Origin of the sequence: Pseudoglutamicibacter cumminsii, assembly GCF_016907775.1 — a bacterium.
Lineage (GTDB): Bacteria > Actinomycetota > Actinomycetes > Actinomycetales > Micrococcaceae > Pseudoglutamicibacter > Pseudoglutamicibacter cumminsii.
Window position 1 is genome coordinate 468,271 of sequence record NZ_JAFBCO010000001.1, and the last position, 24,313, is coordinate 492,583.

General features: G+C 62.3%; 22 protein-coding genes. 9 read left to right on the forward strand and 13 right to left on the reverse strand.

From position 1 onward, the window contains the following. Nucleotide 1: 1 nt before the first annotated feature. Together menD and JOD50_RS02140 are read right to left on the reverse strand one after the other, a co-directional pair. Complete coding sequence (gene menD / locus JOD50_RS02135; RefSeq protein ID WP_204880231.1) at nucleotides 2-1,804, reverse strand: 2-succinyl-5-enolpyruvyl-6-hydroxy-3-cyclohexene-1-carboxylic-acid synthase; 1,803 nt, start codon at nucleotides 1,802-1,804, stop codon at nucleotides 2-4. Nucleotides 1,805-1,904: 100 nt separating this feature from the next. Beyond that, a complete protein-coding gene (locus JOD50_RS02140; protein ID WP_239541495.1) occupies nucleotides 1,905-2,948 on the reverse strand; it encodes an o-succinylbenzoate synthase in 1,044 nt (347 codons plus the stop codon). A 154-nt stretch (nucleotides 2,949-3,102) separates the two neighbouring features. Here JOD50_RS02140 and JOD50_RS02145 point away from each other — a divergent pair, with 154 nt between their 5' ends. Further along, the gene (locus JOD50_RS02145) at nucleotides 3,103-4,020 is read left to right on the forward strand and encodes a phosphatase PAP2 family protein (protein WP_204880232.1); all 918 of its coding nucleotides are present in this window, start codon (nucleotides 3,103-3,105) and stop codon (nucleotides 4,018-4,020) included. 128 nt (nucleotides 4,021-4,148) lie between these two features. Here JOD50_RS02145 and JOD50_RS02150 read toward each other — a convergent pair whose 3' ends face one another. From JOD50_RS02150 to pdhA, 3 genes are all read right to left on the reverse strand, one after another. Continuing rightward, entirely contained in the window at nucleotides 4,149-5,579 is a 1,431-nt protein-coding gene (locus tag JOD50_RS02150) for a dihydrolipoamide acetyltransferase family protein (RefSeq protein WP_204880233.1), read from the reverse strand. Then, on the reverse strand, nucleotides 5,579-6,532 hold the full coding sequence (locus JOD50_RS02155) for an alpha-ketoacid dehydrogenase subunit beta (protein WP_239541647.1): 954 nt from the start codon (nucleotides 6,530-6,532) through the stop codon (nucleotides 5,579-5,581). Before JOD50_RS02155 ends, JOD50_RS02150 begins: the two co-directional genes overlap by 1 nt. Nucleotides 6,533-6,693: 161 nt before the next feature. Further along, nucleotides 6,694-7,941, reverse strand: coding sequence for a pyruvate dehydrogenase (acetyl-transferring) E1 component subunit alpha (gene pdhA, locus JOD50_RS02160; RefSeq protein ID WP_420825538.1), 1,248 nt, complete (start codon nucleotides 7,939-7,941; stop codon nucleotides 6,694-6,696). A gap of 141 nt (nucleotides 7,942-8,082) precedes the next feature. On the opposite strand from pdhA, the gene JOD50_RS02165 reads away from it, so the two are divergent. Continuing rightward, entirely contained in the window at nucleotides 8,083-8,553 is a 471-nt protein-coding gene (locus tag JOD50_RS02165; RefSeq protein ID WP_204880235.1) for an Lrp/AsnC family transcriptional regulator, read from the forward strand. Beyond that, a complete protein-coding gene (locus tag JOD50_RS02170; RefSeq protein ID WP_204880236.1) occupies nucleotides 8,550-9,044 on the forward strand; it encodes a MarR family winged helix-turn-helix transcriptional regulator in 495 nt (164 codons plus the stop codon). The genes JOD50_RS02165 and JOD50_RS02170 overlap by 4 nt, the downstream gene beginning before the upstream one ends. Before the next feature lie 21 nt (nucleotides 9,045-9,065). On the opposite strand, the gene JOD50_RS02175 is transcribed toward JOD50_RS02170, so the two are convergent. The 8 genes from JOD50_RS02175 to JOD50_RS02210 all read right to left on the reverse strand — a co-directional run bounded on the left by JOD50_RS02175 (nucleotide 9,066) and on the right by JOD50_RS02210 (nucleotide 16,387). After that, nucleotides 9,066-9,875 carry an enoyl-CoA hydratase/isomerase family protein gene (locus JOD50_RS02175; protein ID WP_420825522.1) on the reverse strand — a complete coding sequence of 270 codons (810 nt, stop codon included), beginning with the start codon at nucleotides 9,873-9,875 and terminating at the stop codon, nucleotides 9,066-9,068. A 79-nt stretch (nucleotides 9,876-9,954) separates the two neighbouring features. Continuing rightward, a complete protein-coding gene (gene paaE / locus JOD50_RS02180) occupies nucleotides 9,955-11,091 on the reverse strand; it encodes a 1,2-phenylacetyl-CoA epoxidase subunit PaaE (protein ID WP_035757917.1) in 1,137 nt (378 codons plus the stop codon). Between the two features lies 1 nt (nucleotide 11,092). Then, the gene (paaD, locus tag JOD50_RS02185) at nucleotides 11,093-11,602 is read right to left on the reverse strand and encodes a 1,2-phenylacetyl-CoA epoxidase subunit PaaD (RefSeq protein WP_204880237.1); all 510 of its coding nucleotides are present in this window, start codon (nucleotides 11,600-11,602) and stop codon (nucleotides 11,093-11,095) included. Then, entirely contained in the window at nucleotides 11,599-12,465 is an 867-nt protein-coding gene (gene paaC, locus JOD50_RS02190; RefSeq protein ID WP_204880238.1) for a 1,2-phenylacetyl-CoA epoxidase subunit PaaC, read from the reverse strand. Before paaC ends, paaD begins: the two co-directional genes overlap by 4 nt. Further along, nucleotides 12,462-12,791 (reverse strand): 1,2-phenylacetyl-CoA epoxidase subunit PaaB, encoded by a 330-nt coding sequence (gene paaB / locus JOD50_RS02195; protein WP_204880239.1) that lies wholly within the window; start codon nucleotides 12,789-12,791, stop codon nucleotides 12,462-12,464. Before paaB ends, paaC begins: the two co-directional genes overlap by 4 nt. Then, the gene (gene paaA / locus JOD50_RS02200) at nucleotides 12,791-13,762 is read right to left on the reverse strand and encodes a 1,2-phenylacetyl-CoA epoxidase subunit PaaA (RefSeq protein ID WP_204880240.1); all 972 of its coding nucleotides are present in this window, start codon (nucleotides 13,760-13,762) and stop codon (nucleotides 12,791-12,793) included. Before paaA ends, paaB begins: the two co-directional genes overlap by 1 nt. Nucleotides 13,763-14,018: 256 nt before the next feature. Further along, nucleotides 14,019-14,768 (reverse strand): amino acid ABC transporter ATP-binding protein, encoded by a 750-nt coding sequence (locus JOD50_RS02205; protein WP_285330298.1) that lies wholly within the window; start codon nucleotides 14,766-14,768, stop codon nucleotides 14,019-14,021. Between the two features lie 68 nt (nucleotides 14,769-14,836). Then, nucleotides 14,837-16,387, reverse strand: coding sequence for an ABC transporter substrate-binding protein/permease (locus JOD50_RS02210; protein ID WP_239541496.1), 1,551 nt, complete (start codon nucleotides 16,385-16,387; stop codon nucleotides 14,837-14,839). A 552-nt stretch (nucleotides 16,388-16,939) separates the two neighbouring features. Here JOD50_RS02210 and JOD50_RS02215 point away from each other — a divergent pair. The 6 genes from JOD50_RS02215 (at nucleotide 16,940) to JOD50_RS02240 (ending at nucleotide 24,272) form a co-directional block, all read left to right on the forward strand. Continuing rightward, the gene (locus tag JOD50_RS02215; RefSeq protein WP_204880241.1) at nucleotides 16,940-18,235 is read left to right on the forward strand and encodes a hypothetical protein; all 1,296 of its coding nucleotides are present in this window, start codon (nucleotides 16,940-16,942) and stop codon (nucleotides 18,233-18,235) included. A gap of 118 nt (nucleotides 18,236-18,353) precedes the next feature. Continuing rightward, nucleotides 18,354-20,546, forward strand: coding sequence for a S9 family peptidase (locus JOD50_RS02220; protein WP_204880242.1), 2,193 nt, complete (start codon nucleotides 18,354-18,356; stop codon nucleotides 20,544-20,546). A 277-nt stretch (nucleotides 20,547-20,823) separates the two neighbouring features. Then, a complete protein-coding gene (locus JOD50_RS02225; protein ID WP_101630386.1) occupies nucleotides 20,824-21,288 on the forward strand; it encodes a hotdog fold thioesterase in 465 nt (154 codons plus the stop codon). Between the two features lie 79 nt (nucleotides 21,289-21,367). Continuing rightward, a complete protein-coding gene (locus JOD50_RS02230; protein ID WP_204880243.1) occupies nucleotides 21,368-22,681 on the forward strand; it encodes an AMP-binding protein in 1,314 nt (437 codons plus the stop codon). 184 nt (nucleotides 22,682-22,865) lie between these two features. Further along, the gene (locus tag JOD50_RS02235) at nucleotides 22,866-23,507 is read left to right on the forward strand and encodes a TetR/AcrR family transcriptional regulator (RefSeq protein WP_101630384.1); all 642 of its coding nucleotides are present in this window, start codon (nucleotides 22,866-22,868) and stop codon (nucleotides 23,505-23,507) included. A gap of 54 nt (nucleotides 23,508-23,561) precedes the next feature. Beyond that, nucleotides 23,562-24,272 carry a hypothetical protein gene (locus JOD50_RS02240; protein WP_101630383.1) on the forward strand — a complete coding sequence of 237 codons (711 nt, stop codon included), beginning with the start codon at nucleotides 23,562-23,564 and terminating at the stop codon, nucleotides 24,270-24,272. Nucleotides 24,273-24,313 lie beyond the last annotated feature (41 nt).

A 24,313-nucleotide genomic window follows, 5' to 3' on the forward strand; every position in this document is an offset into this window, starting at 1 on the left:
ACTAACCCAGCTCAGCGAGCGCTTCCGTGGCGGCTGCGGCGAGCGCACGATGCAGTTCACGTGGCTTCTCACGCTCCGTGTCCACGACCAAGAGCCGGCACCCCTTCGCGGTGCGGCCGGCGTCGAGCCATTCCCGCACTCCCTCATGTGAACTGACCCGTTGCGCATCCCAGCCATACGCGCGAGCCAACTCAACCACGTCAAGACCGTGTGGCACGCGGAAGAAGCGATCCACCGCCTCCTTATAACCGCCCCGCGCCGCCACAGTGCCATGCTCGAGCGTCGAGAAAATGGTGCCTCCGCCGTCGTCGGCAACCACAACATCGAGCTGCGGAACCGCTTCAAGCGAAGGCACGAGCATCCCTGGAGCCCCGTACAGGAACGTGACATCGCCCATGAACGCGAGCGTCCGGCGCCGCTCGGCGAGCGCGATCCCAGCGGCCGTGGAAATGGTGCCATCGATGCCGGCGAGACCACGGTTCGCATACACGCGAGGGCCGCGGCCACGGCGCGGGGTTGCGGCGATGTCCATGTCGCGCACCGGGCGCGATGACCCGATCACGGCAGGCCCGTACAAGCCGGCCCACACATCGGCGGCAAGAGAAGGCCCCGTGAGTCGGCCCGTGACCTGCTCCCGCTCCGCGACCACCATGTTCACGGCAGCGACGACGCGGTCATCGGCTTCGCGCCACGCTTCAACCCATCCCTCAGGACCGACCCCTGCGAACTCAGCGGCCTCAGCGAAGCTACGCACCGGGGCCTCGCGCCGCTTGGACAGCTCACACCACGCGAGCGGTCCAGGCGCATAGCCGGCCGACGGGATGTCTTCGCGCGCAAGCAAAGCGTTGATAGGCCGCGACAAGGTCGGCCGGCCGAACAATACGACCGCCTCAATCTGGTCCGCGAACGCCGCGAGCGTGAACTGATACGCCGTCAACGCGTTCTCGCCCTGGCGGGCATTCGAAGACGGCTCCGCGAGCAACGGCAAATCCAGAGCGTCCGCGAAATGCGCGGCCTCCTCGCCGGCATCGTGGCCAGCGATGACAACGGTACGGCGTTGGTTATGCGTGCGGCGTTGGTGATCGCCCTCTCCTGCGGCCGCGCCCTCTCCTGCCACGGCGCGTAGCGTCTCGCGCGAAAGGGCACGCGGAACCGGAACCGTTGCGGCGAGCGCGTCCATCTCCAGAAGCTCGACATCGCTCAGTTCTGGGTGCCGGCGCTCGGAGACGTCCGCAGGCCCCTCTTCGCCCGTGATCATCGCGTCGCTGGACGGATACAGCGGATCCTCGAAAGCACAGTTGATATGCACCGGACCCGGCGCGTGCTGCTTATTGCCGAGCCCCGCAACCAACGCCTCAGCGACCAGCCCAGTCGGGTCCTCACCAGCAGGAACATGCACGCTCACACGCGTGTGCTCCGCAAAAATTCCCGCCTGCTGCGTAGTCTGCGAAGCACCCGTGCCGTGCAATCGTTCGGGCCTATCCGCCGTCAACAACACGAGCTTGACGCCCGCGTGCGCGGCCTCCATCAACGCCGGAAACAGATTCGCAACAGCGGAACCGGACGTCGTGACCACAGCAACCGGCGCATCGGACGCCATGGCCAGCCCCAGCGCCAAGAACCCGGCCTCACGCTCATCGAGCCGCGCATGAACCGACAACACACTGTCACGCTCAGCCTCGGCGAGCGCATACGCCAACGGCGCCGAACGCGAACCGGGCGCAACCACCACATGCTGCATCCCAGCGGAGACACACCCCTGAACAATCAGACGCGCGGACTCAACAGCAGACAAAGAAGGCATGGCACCAGTCTATGAGTGAGAGCCGACTCCCGGCCTCGGCGTCGGCAACGCATCCATGACCTTGAACAGCATCGCCGCATTCGGGACCGGAGCAGGCCAATCAACCCAACAATTCGGCATAACACGCCTCCAAACGGTCCATCCACCACGCACGCCGACCAGCATCAACAGCTAAGGCCTCAAGTTTCCCACGCTCCGGAACCACCGCACCCACCGGCAAAACACCAGCCTGCGGTTTCAGACCAGGCGCAACCACATCGTCAGCAAAAAGGGCACCCGTACCCAGCCCGCACGCATACTTCAGCTCCGGCAACGCCGCCGCCAACGCGACCCCGCCAGCCAACCCCACCGAGGAATCCAAAGCTGACGACACCACCGCATCCAAACCAGCCTGCTCCACAATCTGCAGCGCGGCGCGCACACCACCCAACGGCTGAACCTTGACGATAATCACCTCAGCCGCACCCATCCGCGCAACCTTCAACGGGTCATCAGACTTCCGCACCGCCTCATCAGCCGCCAACCGCACGCCCACGCCGCGGGCATCCAACGCCTCACGCAACCGAGCCAGCCCCTCGATCCCGGCAACAGGCTGCTCCGCATACTCAAGATCAAACTCAGCAAGCCGGCTCAACGCATCCACAGCGGTGTCGTGATCCCAGCCCTCATTCGCGTCCACCCGTATGCGAACCCCCGGCAGTTCACGCGCAACCGCGGCAACCCGGGCAACATCCTCATCAACCGACTGCCCGCGCTCCGCAACTTTGACCTTGACCGTGCCCACGCCGTCGTACCGCGCCAGCACCTCCGGGATCCGCTCCGCCGCAACCGCAGGGACCGTACCGTTGACCGACACCGCATCGCGCACCGGCTCAGGCCAGCCACGCCACGCTGCCTCGACCCCGGCCGCAAGCCAACGCGACGCCTCCGCAGGCCCATACTCAAGGAACGGCGAAAACTCGCCCCACCCCGTAGGGCCCTCCAACAGCAGAACCTCACGCTCCACAACCCCGCGGAACCGCACATTCATCGGCAACCGCACCACCACGGCCGCCTCCTTCAGCTCAGCCAAAGACGGAAACCGAACCGACTCATCCCACAACACGCTCACACCACTCATGCCACTCGCACCACGCTCAGTCATGAAAAACACGATACCGAGCCGCGGGGAACGAAACCGTTCCGCGGGCCATGTGCGGGGCGGGTGCCGGCGCAGGCGCGGGGCATGAGACCTACCCCGCATCCGGCATCCGGCGCGGCTTCAGCTTCTACCCAGCAGAACATGACACTCTAGGAGCATGCCTCACCTCTCAACAGACACCGCGCCCCTGCGCGTCGTGTCACAACCGAGGCTATGGCCACGAGTCCTCGGCACCACCGTGCTGTCCCTCGGTGTCCTAGCGCTCTTCGCCCTCACCTACTGGGCTTTCATCAAGACGGTTCGCGGCCAATGGCTCGACGAACGCGCCCTGCTCGGTGCGCGCCGCTTCGTGCAAGACACCCCAGCGCTGCGCAACGAACTCGAGTGGTTCACCCAGATCCCGGTCGCGATCGGCATCGCGGGGCTCGCGCTGACTATCATCAACGTTTTTGTCCGCCGCTCCGTGCTCGTACCGGCGATCGCCCTCGGCGCGACCGGGGCCGGGGTTGTGTGCGTCCGCATCCTCAAGGAACTCCTCCTCGAACGCCCCTTCACAGGGGTCTCCGAGGCCTACGTCAACAGCTTCCCCTCGGGGCACTCGGCTCTCGCGATCGGTGGGATGCTCGCCGCGCTCCTCTCGATGCCTCCGCGGGCACGCACCTGGTTCAGCTTCGTCGGGGCGCTCGTTGCGGCCATCGGCGGGTCCGTAACCCTCATCATGTCGTGGCACCGCCCCGCTGACGTAGTCGGTTCCTACCTTGTGGTGAGTTTCTTCGCGCTGATCGCCGCCGGAATCATCGGATGGATTGACGCCGGCCGACGCCCCACCACGTTCCCTGCCGCGCTATGCACCGTGGCCGGATTCGGTCTCGTCGCGATCAGCGCCGCGGTGATGCTGTTGCCTGAGTTCGTGAACGCGGTTCAGTCCCGTCCGCTCACCGCAACAGCCAACGACGCCGCGGCAGCTGCCAGCGAATGGTTCACTATCCTTGCGGTCGGCCTCATCACTGGCACCGCGCTCGCACTGTTCGGCGTCATCGAGCGGCTCGCGGTGCCGTCCCGCAGCAGTCGCTAGACGCGGCCCAACATTCCTCACACCACGCGTTTCGACGCACACGACTGCGGGCCCTGACACAATCCGTGTCAGGGCCCGCAGTCTATTCAATGCAGCAGTCTTCAACGATGCTCGCGCATCGCTAGCGGCTACAGGCTCGCGAGAGCCTCCGCCGGGTTCTCGATCGCGTCAGCGACGTAACGCAGGAACTCGCTCGCGGCACCGCCGTCGCACACGCGGTGGTCGAAGGCCAGCGTCAACTCCATGATCGAGCGAACCACGATCTCGCCGTCGACAACCCACGGGCGTTCCTTGATGCGGCCCAAGCCCATGATCGCAACCTGCGGGTGGTTGATGATCGCAGCCGAACCGTCAACGTTGAACACGCCATAGTTGTTCAGGGTGAACGTGCCGCGCATCAACTCGTTCGGGGTGCACTTGCCGTCACGAGCGGTCTTGACCAGCTCACCGATCGCAGCATCCAGCTCACGCGCCGAAAGCTTCTGCGCATCAGCGACAGCCGGAACCACGAGGCCGCGGTCGGTCTGCGCCGCGATACCCAGGTTGACGCCATCGAAACGAACAATCTCCGACGTGCCGTCCTCGAGCTCGTCGATGCGAGCGTTCAGATCCGGAACCTGCATCAAGCCAGCCGTCACGAAACGGCCGATCAGCGAAAGCACACCAGGCACGCGGCCTTCCGCGTTCGGCTTGAGCTTCTTACGCCACTCAAGCAGCTCGGTCGCATCCACATCGACCCACACGGTCGCTTCCGGAATCTCGCGGCGCGAACGCGACATCGTCTCCGCAACAACCTTGCGAACACCCGTCATTGGGGTGCGGGACTCAACCGTCAAACCGGTACGAGCATCCAGCTCGCCAGCGCCGGCATCCTGCGATACGGAAGCGGCCTCGTTACCCAGAACAGCACCCGAGGTGTGCGGCGCGGACTGTGCGCCGCCATCGATCGCTGCCTGCACATCGGCGCGCATGATCAGGCCCTCAGGGCCAGTTCCCTTGACCGAGCTGATGTCGACGCCGTTGTCACGAGCGAGCTTACGAACCAGCGGGTTGATGACGCGCGGAGCAACGTCCTCACCCTGCGGCTGGGACTGCTGAGCAGCTGGTGCGGTAGCAGCGGCCGATGCGGACTCAGCACCACGGCGGCGGCCACGACGACGACGGCGAGCACCACCTTCGTCTTCGCTCGTTCCGTAACCGATCAGGACGTTGCCCGAGCCAGTGCCGGCACGCTCTTCCTCGCGGTAGGACTGCGCGCCTTCACGGATAACCTCAGCCTCGGCATCGGCACCGGAACCACCGTCGTCGCCAGCGGACTCGCCAGCGTCGCCGACGGTGATGAGCGAATCGCCCACGACCATCGTCTCGCCAGGCGCGCCATACAGCTTCAAAACCGTGCCCTCGAACGGCGACGGAATCTCAACGACAGACTTAGCCGTCTCAACCTCGGCAACGATCTGGTCGATCTCGACCGTGTCGCCTTCAGCGACGTGCCACGCAACCAGATCAGCCTCGGTCAGGCCTTCCCCGAGGTCCGGGAGAGTAAACGTCTGTGCCATTAGTCCTCCCACGTCATCTCGTCAACAGCATCGAGGATGCGGTCAACACTAGGCAGCTGGTACTTCTCAAGCATCGGCGACGGGAACGGGATGTCGAAGCCCGTCACGCGCTTGACCGGCGAAGCCAGCGAGAAAAAGTTACGTTCCTGGATGCGCGCCACGAGTTCGGACGCGATCGATGCGAAGCCCGGGGTTTCAGCGACCACAAGGGCGCGGCCCGTCTTACGGACGGAAGCATCCACGGTTGCGTCGTCGTACGGAACGATCGTGCGAACGTCGATGACCTCGAGGTCGAAACCTTCCTCAACAGCAGCCTCAGCGGCCTTGAGAGCGGTCGAAACCGACGCACCATACGTCACGATGGTCGCGTCCTTACCCTCACGCAGAACACGTGCGGTACCGCTACGGCGAGCGGCCTTCTTAGCCTCGTACTCCTGCTTGAGGGACTCAAGGTCAGCCTCCTCGCGGCCAAAGTACAGCTTCTTCGGCTCGAAGAACACCACAGGGTCATCCGAGTCGATCGCTTCACGCAGCATGAGGTAGGCGTCCTCAACACCCGATGGGATGAAGACCTTCAAACCCGGGGTGTGAGCGTACAACGACTCCGAGGAGTCACAGTGGTGCTCAACACCACCCACACCACCAGCGTGAGGCACACGGATCACGAGCGGCAAACGGACGTGGCCGCGCGTACGGTTATGCATCTTGGCGATGTGGCTCAGGATCTGCTCAAGCGCCGGGTACGCGAACGCATCGAACTGCATCTCGATAACCGGACGCATACCGTTCATCGCCATACCGATCGCCATACCAGCGATACCGGACTCAGCGAGCGGCGTATCGAAGCAACGCTTGTTACCGAAACGCTCCTGCAGGCCATCAGTGATGCGGAAAACGCCACCGAGCTTACCGACGTCCTCACCGAACATCAGAACCGCATCGTCAGCTTCCATCGCATCCGCAAGCGCAGTGTTCAGCGCCGCAGCGAACGAGGTAGGGCCAGCTGGGCGAGGCTCTCGGGCAGGCGGCACAGCCGACTCATTCTTACCGCGCACCGAGTCGGCTACGCCGCCGAACTCCGCCTGCTTTTCCTCAGGGGACATTTGCTTGGGGCTCACTTGGCCTCACCTTCCTGGGATGCAGAGTCACTTTCCAGCTCAGCAGCGAGCATCTCAGCCTGCTCGGCGAGCTGCGGGGTCTGCTCAACGTAGACGTACTTGAAGAGATCGTTCGGGTCAGGGGTGATCTCGCGGTTCATCGCATCGCGAAGCTCCTTAGCGACCTGCTCAGCATGAGCCTTGATCTGCTCGGCCTTCTCGTCATCGAGCAGGCCCTCGTTGCGCAGGTACGCCTCCATGCGGACCACAGGGTCCTTAGCGAGCCACTCCTGAACCTCATCAGACTCGCGGTAACGCGTGTCGTCATCAGCGTTCGTGTGCGCCTGCATGCGGTACGTCTCAGCTTCGATCAGCAGCGGGCCCGAGCCTTCGCGAGCGATCTTGACCGCGCGATCAAGCACAGCCAAAAGCGCGCCCAGGTCGTTACCGTCAACACGCTCACCGGCCATACCGTAACCAACAGCCTTGTGAGCCAACGATGGCGCAACGGACTGCTGTGCGAGCGGAACCGAAATCGCGTAACCGTTGTTCTGAACGAAGAAGATCACTGGAAGGTTGTAGACAGCCGCGAAGTTCAGTGCCTCGTGGAAGTCACCTTCCGATGTCGCGCCGTCACCACACAACGCGATCACGACCGTGTCCTCGCCGCGCATGCGTGCCGCGTGAGCGACACCCACAGCGTGCAACAACTGAGTCGTCAAAGGGGTCGACTGAACAGCGGTGTTGTGGTCATACGGGTTGTAACCCTGGTGCCACTCGCCGCGGAAGCCGGTCATGACTTCCTCCGGAACAACGCCGCGCGAAATCACAGCGACGGTGTCGCGGTAGGTCGGGAACAGCCAGTCACGTTCTTCAAGTGCAGCCGCCACTGCAACCTGACACGCTTCCTGGCCGTGGCTCGATGGGTACACCGCCATACGGCCCTGCCGCACGAGTGCAGCGTTCTGGTCGTTGATGCGGCGGCCAACCACGAGCTTCTCGTACGCATCGAGCAACCGTTCGCCGTCTGGCAACGGGTACTCGTGACCCGGCGCGATACCTTGCTCTTCGCGTGGACGCAGACGCCCCTGCTCATCAATCAGCTGGACGCGCCCACGAGTAGGCAGCAAGTAGTCCTCTACGGAAATACCGAATGATTCCGATGCGCGTGAGACCGAGTCTCCAACGCGCGTTCCATCGAGCGGCTGAGTCACTTCAGCCCCCGACCCTGTGGTTTGGCTCACATGATCAGTCATGCTCTCTATGATGCCTGCTTAAGCTTTTCGTCGCCATGTGTGCCAAAATGATCAGAGGATTTGCCGCCCTGCGCAGTGAGTCCGGAAATTCGTCTACGCATCCGCCGTGGACGTTGTCATTTTGTCTAGCGCTTCAAGGGGCTGTTTGCAGTGGCTCATAACCCGGCTTTTGCGCCCGCTTTGGATGCGGTCGACGCAGCCATCGTCTCCGAACTCCTCAAAGACGGGCGCGCATCGGTCTCCGCGATCGCAAGCAACGTGCACATCTCGCGCGCCCACGCCTATCAAAGGATCGCAAGCCTGCGTGAACGCGGGGTGATCACCGGATATACGGCAACGGTCAACCACGCGGCGATGGGCCTACGCTCATCCGCCTACGTGACCCTCAAGCTTCGGCAGCACTCGTGGCGCGCCCTCCAAGAACGGCTCAGCCTGATCCCGGAAGTCCACCACTTTGCCCTCGTCGGGGGCACGTTCGATGTGATGCTTCTGGTGCGCGCGGCCGATAACGAAGCCCTGCGCCGCGTCGTATTCGAAGTGCTCCAGCCGATGCCGGAAGTCATGGACACCCAGACCCACCTGATCTTCGAAGACCACGAGCCCGAAAGCCCGGACGCATGACGAAGCAGCCCGGAAAGAACCAGGCCGGAAAGAATGACCCCATGAACCCCGAAGACTTCGGGGCCCTCATCTCCGCGGTATCGCAAGCGCATTCCGAGTTCATCTACTCGGCCGAAGTCGTCGCCTCGGAAAACGACCTCACGCCGGCGCGCTGGCAGGTCATCCAGGCCGCGGCGCTCAAACCAGCCACCGTGTCCGAGATCGCCCGCACTCTCGGTCTCACCCGGCAGTCCGTTCAACGCGTAGCCGACGATGCGGTCAAGCTTGGTCTCGCAACGTACCGTTCCAACCCCAAGCATTCCCGCGCAAGCCTGCTCGCGCCGACCAAGAAGGGCCGCGCGGCTGTCGAGGCCGCGCAAGCGGCGCAGACCGAGTGGGTCGCCGCAGTTGCTTCCAGCCTCAGCGTCGAGCAAGCAGATCACGTCCTCACCGCCATCGGCCTCATCCTGGACGCGAGCCAGCGCCACTGGGATGAGGCTGACGGGGGATGAAGCCGACAGCTGACGTGAGTTTTACCAGCGTTCGCGTGGAAGCGTCGGTTTGAATTCCGGCTTGCGCTTCTCCTGGAAGGACTTGAAGCCTTCCTGGTAGTTATCGGTGGTGCGCAGAACTTCCTGCAGGCGTGCTTCTTCGGCAACGGAGGCGTTGAAGCCGAGGTTCTCGTCGCGGATCTGGAACACGAGTTGCTTGGAGGCGCGGTAGGAATCCAGCGCACCGCGGGCCACGCGGCCGGCGGTCTTACGCGTGAACTCGAGCACTTCATCGGCAGGCAGGGAACGCGAGAACAAGCCCTCACGCACGGCCTGCTCGCCAGAGATCAGCTCACCCGTGTAGATCAGGTCCAGCGCACGATGCGGGCCCAAGCGGGTCACGAACAGGTGGTGGCCGCCCGAATCGAGCAGAGCGCCGAGGTTAGCGAACGGGGAACCGATCTTCGCGTCTTCAGCGGCGTAGACGACGTCGCAGGATGCCGCGAGACCCAAGCCCACGCCGAGGCACGCACCCGTGACCACGGCGAACGTTGGAACCTGCAGCCCGTGGATCGCGTCCATGACCGGAGCGGTGAGCTCGCCGAGGTAGTGGTTGACGTCGTCCTTGAGCGGATCAACCTGGGAAATATCGCGGCCTGCGCAGAACGCGCGGCCTTCGCCGCGCAGAATCACTGCCTGCACGGAACCTTCATTGATCTGCTCGGCAACCGTTGCGAGCGTGTCTTTGAGCTCAGCCAGACCGACTTCGTCAATCGAGTTCAGCTTCTTCGGAGCGTCCAGAACAATCTCGAGTACACCCTGCTGGTTGCTCTCGGTACGAATCATCGACATGTTCTCTGTGGCCCTTTCAGTTATGAAAGCACGATGGGAAAAGCGACGGCCCGCCGGGTGGGCGGGCCGTCTAAGTTGGTTAGGCGTCGAAGTCGACGGCGACCTTGTCTGTCGTTGGGACGGACTGGCAGGTCAGGATGTAACCGGCGTCGAGCTCGTCCTGCTCGAGCGCGTAGTTCTCAGCCATGTCGACGTTACCGCTCACGAGCTTGGCGCGGCACGTACCGCACACGCCACCCGAGCAAGCGAATGGAACATCCGGGCGGGCACGCAGTGCCGCGTTGAGGATCGTCTCGCGCGCTTCGATCGGGGATTCGACGGTGCCCTTGAGGCCGTCAACCTGGAACTCGATCTCGCGGGTAGGCTCGCCTTCTTCGATCTTGACTGGCTTGCCGTGCTGGCCGGTTGGGTCGCCGACCTGGCCGGTCGTGAACAGCTCGAAGCGGACGCGTTCAGCTTCAACGCCCTGCTCTGCGAGGTTGTCGCGAACCATCTGGACGAGCTCCATCGGGCCGCACAGGAACCACTCGTCTGCGAGGTCGGTGCGCAGAACCTTGTTGAGAAGTAGTTCGAGCTTCTCCTGGTCCAGGCGGCCGGTCAGCAGCGGCGAGATGCGCTGTTCGCGGGACAGCACGTGGTGTACCGCGAGCCGGGATGGGTACTTGTCCTTGAGGTCCGCCAGTTCCTCAACGAACATCACGTCGGAAGACGAGCGGTTCGCGTACACGAGGTCAACCTGGGAGCGGTCGTCAGCTTCGAGAACCGAGCGGGTAATAGCCATCACCGGGGTGATACCGGAGCCCGCTGCGATCGCGACGAGGTGCTGGGCCTCGCCTGGGCGGACCAGGTCCTTCTTGGAGACGAACGTACCCTGCGGGCTCATGACGTCGATTTCGTCGCCCACCGCGAGGGTTTCGTTGGCCCACGTCGAGAACAGACCGCCCTGGTCCTTCTTGATGCCGACCTTGATTTCGCCGCGCACTGGCGCCTGGGAAATCGAGTAGGAGCGGCGCAGCTCAACCGGGGTGCCGTCGTAGGACGGGACCATGGCGCGCAGCGCTACGTACTGGCCTGGCGCGTAGTCGAACTCATCTGCGATTTCCTCTGGAACATCGAAGGTGACTTCAACAGCGTTCGCCGTCAGGCGGCGAATCTCGGAAACCTTGAGCGTGTGAAAACGGGCACGTTTGCGTGTAGTGGAAGCAGCTTCAGTCATGTCAGTGCACCTTGAAGTAGTCGAACGGTTCGTGGCAGTCATTGCACTGGTAGAGCGCCTTGCATGCCGTCGAAGCAAAACGAGTAAGTTCGCGGGTGTTCAGTGAGTGGCAGCGTGGGCATTTGACGCTCAGTCCGAGCATGACCTTTCCGCCATCTTTCGATAACCCGGCTGGTGGAGCGATACCGTATTCGGCGAGTTTCTTCTTGCCTTCTTCGGTCATCCAGTCGGTGGTCCACGCTGGGCTCAGCGTGAGGTCGACGCGCGCGCCGGCGTATCCTGCTTCGCGGAACGCGATGCGCAGGTCGTCGGCGATGGTGTCCATGGCTGGGCAGCCGGAGTAGGTTGGCGTGATGGTCACGACGGCGGTGTCGCCGTCGAGCTCCACGTCACGGAGGATGCCGAGGTCATGGATGCTGAGCACCGGGATTTCCGGGTCGTTCACGCTGGATGCGATTTCCCAGAGCGTGTCCTTATCGGTTGCCGGCGCGCTACGTCGATCAGTTGTCACCACTTAACTCCTGGGTGTCGGCGGGCCAACACCTGCATTTCCATCAGGATGTAGCCCAAGTGTTCAGAGTGGTTGCCGGAACGTCCGTCAACGAGTGCACCTGGCTCCTCTGGAACCTCGAGGGAGGCTTCTTCGAGGACGGCCTTGATGCGGGTTTCCCACTCTTCGCGGAGGGTCGATGGCAGAACGGCGATGCCCTTTTCTGCCAGACGTTCCTGCAATGGATGGTCGATGAAGAGCTCTTCAACGTGTGGCCAGAGCACGCGGAACGCGTGGACCATCTTTTCGTGCGACTCTTCGGTGCCGAGGCCAAGGCGCAGAGTCCACTGCTGTGCGTGGTCCACGTGGTACTGGACTTCGCGCAGGGACTTGTCAGCGATTGCCGCGATCATTTCGTCTTCAGACTTCACGAGGCGGGAGTAGAGCAGTTCAAGGTAGACCGAGAACAGCAGCTGACGTGCGATGGTCACGCCGAAGTGACCGTTTGGCTGTTCGACCATGACGAGGTTGCGGAAGTCGTCTTCGTCACGGAAGTATGCGAGCTCGTCTTCGTCCTTGTCCCAGTACTTTCCTGCAAAGGTCAGGAAGGAACGGGCGTGACCCAACAGGTCCAACGCGATGTTGGCCAGGGCGATGTCCTCTTCCATTTCTGGGGCGTTGGATACCCACTTCTGCAGGCGCTGCGAGAGGATCAGCGCGTCGTCGCCGAGCCACAGGGCGTATTCGGCGATGTCTTCGGAGCTTGGAGCTTCCTTGAGCGCGATGTCCTCTGGGCGGAGCGCGTGGCCTGGGGTTACACGAGTAGCGGAGGCAACGGAGTCACCGTAGCCAGCCAGTTGCTCATCGAGTTCCTCAGACTTCACAGGTGCTTCACCCCTTCAGACTCGGTGTAGTACATGGCGTGGCGGTAGTCCTTGCCCTTTGGCGATTCGAAGAATGCGCCCTTGTCCTGAGGGTCTGATGCGATGATGTCGTCGGACTGCACAACCCACAGGGACACGCCTTCGTTGCGCCGGGTGTAGAGGTCGCGTGCGTTGCGGACTGCCATTTCGGCGTCTGCCGCGTGCAGGGATCCGGCGTGCACGTGGGACAGGCCACGGGACGAGCGGACGAAGACCTCCCACAGAGGCCATTCGTTGGTGTCTGCGAGCGATGCGCCGGTTGCGTTAGTTGGGTTCTCTGCGCTCATCAGGCTGCCTTCCTCACTTTTTCCTGCTGCTTACGTGCGTATGCTGCGGCGGCCTCGCGTACCCAGGCGCCGTTTTCGTGTGCCTGGCGACGGTGTTCGAGGCGCTGAGCGTTGGCTGGGCCACCGCCCTTGACGACGCGCCAGAACTCGTCCCAGTTGAGTTCCTTGTGGATCCACTTGCCGGACTCTTCGTCGTAGCGCAGCTCTGGGTCTGGCAGGGTCAGGCCGAGGAACTTGACCTGCTCGGCGATCATGCCGACGAAGCGCTGGCGCAGGTCGTCGTTGGAGAAACGCTTAATGTTCCAAGCCATGGACTGCTTGGAGTGCTTCGAGTCTGCATCTGGTGGACCGAACATGCACAGAGCTGGTTCGTAGAAGCGGTTAATGGCGTCCTGGGCCATCTGCCTCTGCTCTTCGGTTCCGCGTGCGAGCGCGAGCAGGGCTTCGAAGCCCTGGCGTTGGTGGAAGGACTCTTCCTTGCAGACGCGGACCATAGCGCGGCCGTACGGTGCGTACGAGCAGCGGCACAGTGGAACCTGGTTAGCGATCGCTGCGCCGTCAACGAGCCAGCCGATCGCGCCGATGTCACCCCAGTACTTAGCTGGGTAGTTGAAGATCGAGGAGTACTTCGCGGTGCCGTCGAGCAACTGCTCGACAAGCTCATCGCGTGGAGTACCGAGGGTTTCTGCAGCCGAGTACAGGTAGAGGCCGTGGCCGGCTTCGTCCTGGACCTTGGCGATCAGGATGGACTTGCGCTTGAGGCTTGGTGCGCGGGTGATCCAGTTGCCTTCCGGCTGCATTCCGATGATCTCGGAGTGTGCGTGCTGGGAGATCTGGCGCACCAGCGTCTTGCGGTATGCCTCTGGCATCCAGTCGCGTGGTTCTACGCGGCCGTCTTGTGCGATCAGGGCCTCAAACTCGGCTTGCGGATCGAAGTCCTGGCCGGTTTGCTCGGTCACGGTGGTGCTCATGATCAGCTCCTGCTTCCGATGAATAAGGTTTATAGGGGGCCAGCGCGAATTACTGACCGTTCGTTCAGGATATGTGATAACACTCTCACAAGGCAAGTTATTTCGCCTTAATCAAGCTTCATCACTGCCTTAATGATCGCCGCCTGCCGACGCTCTTGCAAACATCACGGCGACCTTCAAACAACGATGCGGCGGCCGGCACGTTCCTATGTGCCAGCCGCCGCATCGTTATCTAAGGCGCTGTTGCGATAGAGGTTTACAGAACCTTCGCGAGGAAGCTTTGCGTGCGTTCCTGTTGCGGGTTACCGAACAGCTGCTCAGGCGCTCCTTCTTCGCAGATGACGCCGTCGGAGAGGAACAAGACGCGGTCGCAGACCTCGCGGGCAAAGCCCATCTCGTGTGTCACAAGGATCATGGTCATGCCTTCTTGAGCGAGGTCACGAATGACCTGCAGCACTTCGCCGACCATTTCAGGGTCGAGCGCGCTGGTCGCTTCGTCGAACAGCATGATCTGCGGTTCCATCGCGAGCGCTCGAGCGATTGCCACGCGCTGCTTCTGACCACCAGACAGCTGCTGCGGGCGGGCCTTCGCTTTGTCTGCCAAACCAACGCGTTCAAGCAGTGCCGCGGCTTTCTTGCGACCTTCCTCCTTGTTGCACCGACCCAGCTCAACCGGGGCAAGCATCACGTTCTCTTCGACCGTCATGTTCGGGAACAGGTTGAAGTGCTGGAACACCATGCCGATGTTCTGGCGGACCTTGTTGATGTTGACCTTGGGGTTGGTGATGTCTTGGCCGAGGACCTTGACGGTTCCGCCCGTGATTTCTTCGAGCCGGTTGAGGCAACGCAGGAACGTCGACTTACCGGAGCCCGATGGGCCGATCATCGAGATCACTTCACCGCGCTTGACGTTGAGGTTCATCCCCTTAAGGACTTCGTTCTTACCGAAGGCCTTGCGCAGGTCGGTGACTTCGATGACGGTCTCACCCGACGCATCGCCCGCCACTGCCTGCGCAGGTGCATCCTGCGCAACGGTTGCGGCGTCGTTTACTTCATTGCTGTGTGGTTGGGTACTCACTTGTTCACCTTCTTATCCACGAGGTCAGCGATCCACGTGAGGATGGTGATGACCACGAAGTACATGATGCCGACGATGATGAGGGTTTCGGTCACGCGGTAGTTCGCCGCGTAGATCTGCTGCGCCTGGTAGAGCAGTTCGGCGAAGCCGATGGTCAGCAGCAGCGAGGAGTCTTTGAGCGTGATAACGAACTGGTTGATGATCGATGGCGTCGAGATCTTGACGGCCTGCGGCACGACGACACGGCGCATCGACTTGCCCCAACCCATACCGAGGGAGCGTGCGGCTTCCATCTGGCCTGGGTCGACGGCCTGGAGGCCACCGCGGACGATCTCGGTGAGGTAGGCACCTGCGTTGAGCGACAGCGTCGCGACACCCGCCATGAAGATATCGCCCTTGACGTTGAACAGCTGCGGAACACCGAAATAGAACAGGAACGCCCAGACCAGCAGCGGGGTTCCGCGGAAGATCGCGACATAGGCGCGTGCGATACCTCGCAGCACGATGCTGTTGGAGATGCGCATGAAGCCGAAGATGAGGCCCAGCACCATAGCGATCACGAACGATACGCCGGTGATGATGAGGGTGTTGATCAGACCCTTCTGGAGCGCTGGCCAGGACTGCTTGAGCAGACCGAAGATGTCGCCCGCGCTTTCAGCTTCCTGCGGATCCAGGTATTTGTTCATGATCTTCTGGTATTCGCCAGAAGACTTGAGGTTGGCGAGGCCGCGGTTGAATGCCTTGAGCAGGTCCTGGTTCTGCCCCTTCTTGACGGCGAAAGCGTAATCGCCGCCAGGGATCTTAGGGGTTACGATCTTCAGGCCCGAGCCCTGGGTGATGCCGTAACGCAACACTGGGTCGTCGTCGAAGACGCCGACCGCGGAGCCGTTCTTGACGGACTGAACCATCGCCGCAGATTGGTCGAGCGGCTTGATCTTGAAACCGTACTCCTTGGCGAGCTTCTTTGCGGCGCGCTCACCTTCGGATCCGCCCTTAGCAACAACGGTCTTGCCTTGGAGGTCTTCGTAGCCCTTGACGTCGTCGTTCTTCTCGTCGATCGCCATGACTGAGCCGGACTCGTAATACGCGTCGGAGAAGTCGAAGATCTTCTTGCGTTCGTCGGTCACGCCCATGCCTGCAATCACGCCGTCAGCCTGACCCGAGGTCAGGGACGAAACTGCGGCTTGGAAGCCGAGCGATTTGAGGTTGACTTTGAAGCCCTGGTCTTCTGCGATCGCGTAGAGCAACTCCATGTCGATACCGGTCATCTCGCCGGTTCCTGGTTCACGGAACACGAATGGAGCGAAGGTCGTATCGGTTGCGATCGTGAAGGTCTTGCCTTCTACGGAGTCGTTTTTCTTCTCTGTTGAGGATACGGCGGCCGATGCGGTGGCCGGCTGGGGTGCGGGTGCTGCATGGGCTGTTACTGCAGGCGTCAGGATTGCCGCTACTAGCGCAACAAGCATGGCCCAGATGGTCATCCGCTTGAGCGAAAGCTTGCCTTCCTGATTCCGCGTCCCGGATGCATCAGAGTGCGAGTAACTCATGTCGGGTCCGTTCTTTGGTCTCACGTTTGATCCGCTGCTTGCATAACAGCGGCCCACACCCGAGGCGATGACGAACCAACGGCATTCACCCTTGGGTGAGGATGGTCACAGGTTTGTAAGCCTAACGGTTCTGACGTTGCCATTCCACCTGCGATGATAGAGAAACGAGCTATTTGACCGTCTATTGATGCCAGTTTTGCCATCATGATGAGGGTTGAGGAAAGAGGTCTAATGCCTGTAAATCCGTGGGATGCAGCGATGCGAGGAGGCTGGCTGCACACCCGTGATCATGGATCGTGCGCCATCGAGCCTCGTAACATTCGAGCTTCCGTGTGGTTTGCACGTGGCTCTGCCCATTATCAGTTGCAAAACGAAGCCTCTCTTTGTGACACCTTGGTCTCTATTGCTTCTCACTGCCTAGCCGGAGATGGGGTCGGCGCTGCGGACGATGGCGCCGATGAGGTCGATGCCCATGTTGATGTGCGCGCGACGTCCAGTTGTATCTCTTTCTCTGGCCCGAGCTCAGCCGTTGGAGCTTCTTGGAAACGGCTGGTGAGCCTGAGCTTGCATGACGCAGACCTCGACGTCGCGGTCGAACCGTCCCCACGGGTCTCACACACGCATCATTCACCTCAGCACTGGATTGCGGACGCGGCGGTCCGGACCGGCATCACTCAGTGGACGGCCGAGGCGCTTCCGAGCGCGACCCCACGCGACGACAACACGCTGTCATGTCAGGTGCTCGCGGACCTCTTCGGGTCAGGCGTTGCCCGGCTCTGCACACTCACAGGACCCGACGCGCCCGAGGAGCTCAACCTCGCAAGCCTCAGTAACGCAACTCCTGCTGACACCGATGACGCGGCATCGGCGTCAGTCCTTCGTAACACCGTTTTGGGCGCCGGCTCAGGTAAGTCCGGAAACCCTCAGCGCGCCGGAGTCTTCGCGATGAAACCTTCCAGGGTCGCTTTCACGGCCCTACTCCCCCATTCGGAAACCGGGCTCGCAGCAGCCCACGCGATCCGCACTCAGCTCGTTACCTACTTCGCGGAGCAAGCCTCAGGGGGCGTGGAGCTTGAACTCACGGCCCTCGGCGGCACCCTCGGCGTTACGGCGCTGACCCCTCACCCCGTATCCGACGTACAACGTGGCCAGATGGTCGCACGCGCCTTCGCGCACCCATCGGACGCCCTGCTCACGGAAGCCATCGAGGCCATCCAGCCCGCCAACGAGCACGCCACCTCCCCTGTGTTCTCCCCGGCGTTCTCCCCCGAACGGGTGTTCAGTTCCCGCCCGTTCGAGCCTGAGGTCCGCGCGGATGCTGTCGCGAAGGTTGTGGGGATGGCACGCAAGACGGTCCACTTGCCGTGGAGCGAAACCACCGCCCCTCACGGTTGGGAGTGGATTGTGCCGCCGCTGCATATCGACGCGTTCCCTACCGAATACCGCGGCTGGGACACGGATGTGCTCGCGACGATCGGCAAGGACACGTTCGCTGTGGCCCGCATGGCGCCCGGCAGCACGAACCAGGTTGAGTCTTTGCACGGTTTGTCCACCACGATCCCCTGCGTTGTGCTCGTGGACGAGGCCGGCCCACACACGTGGGTCGATTCCGCGATGCGTTCGGTCGTGTGCGCTCCGGAGACCTTCCACGGCCAGCTGCGCGAGGACCTGGACAAAATCTTCGCGCGTGCTCCGCGTCTAAAGGCCACAGCGCCCGATGCGGTGGTTGCCGCCCGCGCGCACACCGCTCAAGGTAGGCAGCGGCGCAAGCGCGCGCTCATCGGCGGCGGCGCGGGTGTCGTCGCCTTGTCGGCCGCCTGCGTGATCGGTCTACTGATTCTGACATAGCCGCGCTGTGCCACTGGAGTGGTGTCCCGCACCTCGCTACGATATGCCAGGCCCGCCCAGCTATGCCGTAAGCGGAGTTTGTTGACGCTTTCGGGGGCTTCTTTATTAGATAAGTCCTATGACTACGAATCCTGAATCTTCTACACCGCTGCAGCCTTCAACACCGCAGCCACCGGTAGCTGAGAAACGCCCGGTTTCGGCGACACATCACGGCCACACCCGCACCGATGAGTACGAATGGTTGCGGAACTCGGAAGATCCTGAGGTCATCAAGCACCTCGAGGCCGAGAACGATTACGCCGACGCCGTGACCGCTGAGCAGAAGCCGTTGCGGGACGCGATCTACGAAGAGATCTCTGCGCGCGTCGTACAGACGGACGTTGCGGTCCCTAAGCGTTCGCGCGGCTGGTGGTACTACTCCCGCACAGTCGAGGGTTCGGCATACCCGATCCACGCACGCGTCAAGGCCGCCGACACCGGCGATCTCGCCGCCGACTGGACACCACCGGCACTCAAGCCAGGCGAGCCAGTCGAGGGCGAAGAGATCCTCGTGGATGGCAACGCTCTGGCCGAGGGCCACACGTTCTTTGCGCTCGGCGGCCTCGATGTGTCCCTCGACGGCACCAAGCTCGTCTACGCCGCGGACTTCACGGGCGACGAACGCTTCACTGTGTTCGTTAAGGACCTCACGACAGGGCAGTTGCTTTCCGACCGCATCGAGGGTGCGTTCTATGAGCCTGTTTTCACCCCGGACGGGCAGCGCATCGTCTACACGGTCGTGGATGAGACGTGGCGCCCGCATCAGCTCAAGGTCCACACGATCGGCACGGACGCATCCGAAGACACTCTCTTGTACCAAGAGGATGACGTCCAGATGTGGCTCGGTGCGGAAACGAGCGATGACGAGCAAGATCTATTGATCGTCGCCGGTAACTCCGAATACGCCGAGACCTGGATCTGGGAAGGCATGGAGGCCGGAAGCGAGCCGCGTCTTCTAGTTTCGCGCGAGGAGCGCATCCTCAACAGCGTGACTCCGGTGACGGTCGATGGCCGCCGCCAGGCACTCATTCTGCACGATGCGGACGCTCCGAACGGCCGCCTCGACATCGCGGACCTCGCTACGGTCACGGACCGCTCCACGTGGCGTCCCGTGATTGCTGAGCACCCTGAGACCAAGCTGAATGAGCTTGAGGCAACCAGCACCCACATCGTGCTTTCGGTGCGCGCTGAGACGACCCCGCGCGTCCGCATCTTCCCGCTGACCGCGCTCAGCGATGAAGCTCTCGCCTCCGGTGCTGAGCTGGAGTTCTGGGAGCCGCTGATTGACGAAGCGGGAGACGCCCCGGTTGCGGTCGAAGCCAGCTCGAACAGCTTCGAAGCACCCGTGATCCGCTTGCAGAAGGCTAGCGATACCACCCCGAATCAGGCCTACGATGCGGACCCAGTCAAGCGCGAATGCCGGCTTCTGCACACCGCGCCGGTCAACAACTACAAACCGGAGGACTATGTTGCGACCCGCGAGTGGGCTACCGCCCGCGATGGCGAGCAGATCCCGCTCACGGTGCTGCGGCGTCGTGACGTGAAAGCCGACGGCACGGCCCCGACGATCGTGTACGGGTACGGCTCCTACGAGATCTCGAACGACCCCAGCTTCGGCTACATGATCCCGAGCCTGTTGGACCGCGGCGTCGTATTCGTGACCGCGCATATCCGTGGCGGCGGCGAGCGCGGCCGGCACTGGTACCTCGACGGCAAGAAGCTCAAGAAGGAGAACTCCTTCAACGACTTCGTGGATGCGACGCGCTGGCTCGTCGAGGCCGGATGGGCTGATCCTAAGCGCATCGCAGCATTCGGCGGTTCGGCGGGCGGCCTACTCATGGGTGCCGTGCTGAACCAGGCACCGGAGCTGTACCAAGCAGTGCTGGCGGCGGTTCCGTTCGTTGACCCGCTGACCTCGATCCTCGACCCGGACCTTCCTCTTTCAGCCCTGGAATGGGAGGAATGGGGCAACCCGATCGAGGACGAAGAGGTCTACCGGTACATGCTCGGCTACTCCCCTTACGAGAACATTACGAAGCAGGATTACCCGCTCATCGCCGCCCGCACGTCGCTGCATGACACCCGCGTCCTCTACGTTGAACCAGCTAAGTGGGTTCAGCGTTTGCGCGAGTACACGACCTCCGGCAAGCCAGTGCTGTTCACGTGTGAAATGCACGGCGGGCACGGCGGAGCATCCGGGCGTTACGAGCTGTGGAAGGACCGCGCGTGGGAGTACGCGTTCATGCTCAGCGCGATCGGCATCGTCGAGTAGGAGCAATCGATTGCGTACAGGGCTGAATCCCTGATTCAACCCGCTGATTTATGACTGGCCCGGCAACGTGATTTTTGACACGTTGCCGGGCCAGTCTTAAGATCGAATAACCGACCGTTCGTTCAGGCGGATCAATCTACGTGCTCTAAAGTGCGCCCGTGAACCCGCCCCGGCACCGGCCGGTATAGCCCTACGCGCCGCTCGCCGGCGTACACCGACTGACCATGCACCGCTCACAACAGCGTGTGAATGTACACCGATGTGAAAGAGTACGTCGATGACTGAAACGAACACCGAGCTCGGCTCGCGTCTGGCTGAACACCACAAGATCCTCGAGTTCGATCACTGCACCCACTGGATGGGCATCGAACCGATCAAGGCTGAGCCCGGCTACGCAGAAATCGAGATGACCCCCCGCAAGGAGATGCTCAATGGATTCGGCATCGTCCAGGGCGGAATGCTCTTCACGTTCGCTGATGTCGCGTTCGCGATGGCCTGCAATGAACCAGCCGGCTCCGAAACCAGCTACACGGTCGCGCAGGGCGTCGACGTCAACTTCCTCAAGCCAGGCCTACCCGACCTTCCGATGCGAGCCGTTGCCCGCGTCGTCAACCAATCCGGCCGTTCCGGGCTCTACGACATCACCGTGACCCAAGAACGCGCCGACGGCAGCACCGAAACGCTCATCGAGTTCCGCGGCCGCTCGCGCACCATCAACGCGGCCCCGCCAACCGTGCGCTAAAGCCACCCGCCGCATCGCACGGCACCAGACCTTTACAGACCTTCGTACAGACGCCCCTATCTCCCCGCCAGGAGGAAACATGTCAAAGATTGTCCTATCCGATCAGGGCCAGCTCGATCCCGAAGAGAAAATGAGCGTGGACCAGATCCGCGAAATCCAGACCGAGCGCACCGCCAAGATCCTCAAGTACGCGTACGAAAACGTTCCGCTGTACACCAAGAAGTTCGACGACCAGGGCGTACACCCTGACGACTTCAAGGAACTCTCCGACCTCGCGAAGTTCCCATACACGACCAAGGAAGACCTGCGCATCACCTACCCATTCGGCATGTTCGCCGTGCCAATGGAGCAGGTCGCCCGCATCCACGCTTCCTCCGGCACCACCGGCCGCGCAACCGTGGTCGGCTACACCAAGAACGACCTCGACACGTGGGCACGCCTCGGCGCGCGCTGCTTCCGCATGGCCGGTGTCCGCCCGGGTATGAAGGTCCACAACGCCTACGGTTACGGCCTGTTCACCGGCGGCCTCGGCGCACACGCCGCGATCGAAGCGGCAGGTGCAACCGTCATTCCGATGTCCGGCGGCCAGACCGACAAGCAGATCACCCTGATCGAAGACTTCAAGCCAGACGCGATCGCAGCGACCCCAACCTACTTGCTGACCATCGGCGATGCGATGCAGAAGAAGGGCCTCGACCCACGCAAGACCTCGCTGCGCTACGCAATCCTCGGCGCCGAGCCATGGACCCAGGAAATGCGCGACGAGCTCGAGGACATGTTCGATCTCAAGGCATCCGACATCTACGGCCTCTCCGAAGTCATGGGCCCAGGCGTTGCCGGCGAAAACTACGAGCTGCAGGACGGCTCCCACATTTGGGAAGACCACTTCGCACCAGAAATCATCGACCCATTCGATGAGCGCCGCCAGCTCGCAGACGGCGAAGAAGGCGAACTCGTCTTCACGACCCTGACTAAGGAAGCTCTCCCGATCATCCGCTACCGCACGCACGACCTCACCCGTCTGCTGCCAGGAACCGCACGCGAAGGCCACCGCCGCATCGGCCGCATCTCCGGCCGCTCCGACGACATGATCATCCTCCGCGGCGTGAACCTGTTCCCATCGCAGATCGAAGAGCTCATCTTCAAGGTTGAAGGCCTCTCGCCGCACTTCCAGCTCGAGATCACCCGTCCAAAGCGTATGGACGAGCTCACCGTCAAGGTCGAACGCCGCGACGACTGCACGAGCGACCGCGCAGATGAGGCAGGCAAGGAACTGCAGCGCCTCATCAAGATCCACATCGGATCTTCGTGCCGCATCGACGTCGTCGAGCCAGCCACCCTGGAGCGTTCGATGGGTAAGCTCAAGCGCATCTACGACCTGCGCAACAAGTAAAACCCGCCTTACCCGCAACGGTTAAGCCAGCGCGGGTAGGACAGCGCGGGAAGAACAGCATGGAGGGGTGGATCCGTCACAACCGACGGACCCGCCCCTCCACACGCTTAAACCCGCAACGCTCATAAACCCCAACTCCAGGACTGCGCTAGAATCAAGCATTCTGCATATAAGGACGGCACACATGACGAGCACACCCGCCACCAACCCGCGCTCCGAAGCGAGCGGGACCACTGGCGCGCGCCGTGGACGCCCCGGCTACGACACCGCGACCGTGCTCAGCATCTGCGTGGACATGTTCACCAAGCACGGCTACGACGCGACCAGCATGGGGATGCTCGCCGAACGGCTCGGCATCTCTAAGTCCGCGATCTACCACCACGTGCCGTCCAAACTCGACATCCTGCGCCAAGCCCTCGACGCCGCGCTCGACCCGCTCGAAGAAGCGTTCCGTTACCACATCGCCAACCCTGAGCCCACGGCGCTGGCGACACTGCGCGCGCTCATGTCGGAAACCATCGAAGTGCTCGTGGAACGCCGCCCCTACGTCCTGTTGTTGCTGCGGCTGCGTGGCAACTCGGAGGTCGAAGTCGCGGCGATGCAGCGCCGACGCAAACTCGACCGGCTCACCGCGAGCATCGTCGAACAAGCGATCGAAGAAGGCAGCATCCGCGGCGATCTCAACCCCGGCAACGTAGCCCGCTACATGTTCGGTACCATCAACTCCCTCGTTGAGTGGCTTCGCGTGGACGATTCGATGTCGACCGAGAGCGCCAAACGCGGCGTGCTCTCGCTGCTCTTCGAGGGTCTCGAAACCTCGCGCTAACCCCGCCGCTATCCCTACATAGCCCGACACAGCCCCCAGATAGAATGGACCCTCGTGGATCAACTGATTTCTGAGCTTTCCGGCGCGCCCGCAGGTAGCGCGGCTTCCAATCTGACCCTTCTGAACATCGGCTTCTTGCTGTTCGTGGCGATCGGCAACCTTTTGCTCGCCCACCGCAACGAACTCGGTTGGTGGTTCAGCATGCTCGGAACATTCTTCGGGTTCATCGCCGTGGCCCTCTACCCGGGCAGCGCCAACTGGATGCTGTTGCTTGGCGCGCTGCCGCTCTTCGCGGTCGGCGCAGTGGGTCTCGCGTTGTGGAGCAAGCATCCACTCGCTGGTAAGTTCACGCGAGCCGTGCCTGTCGCGAACTTCTCGATCATGGGCGCGATCATGCTGCTCGTCTACACGGGTGTTGCGGCGCTTCTGCAGTTCGGCCCTGACCTCGCACATCCGGATCTGATCTTCTCTGAGATCATGCACATCGCATGGCTCAACTTCGCACTCAACGCGCTCATCATGGCGGGCCTGCTGGGTGTCGGTTTCGGCTCCCGATGGGCGTGGTCGCTCACCGCGATCGGCGGCATCGGCATGACAGTGGCTTCCGCGCTGTTGCCTCGCCTGACCGGCGGTCCGCAACCTCTGCTCGCGCAGCTGTTTGGCATGATCCTGCTGACCATCAGCGCGATCTATGCGTGGCTCATGTGGTTCCGCCCCACCCCGGAGCCGCTCCCTCAGGTAGAAGACGACGAGGACGAGTTCTAAAGCTCTACTCTCACAAGTGGGCCTGTTGGCAATATTTATGT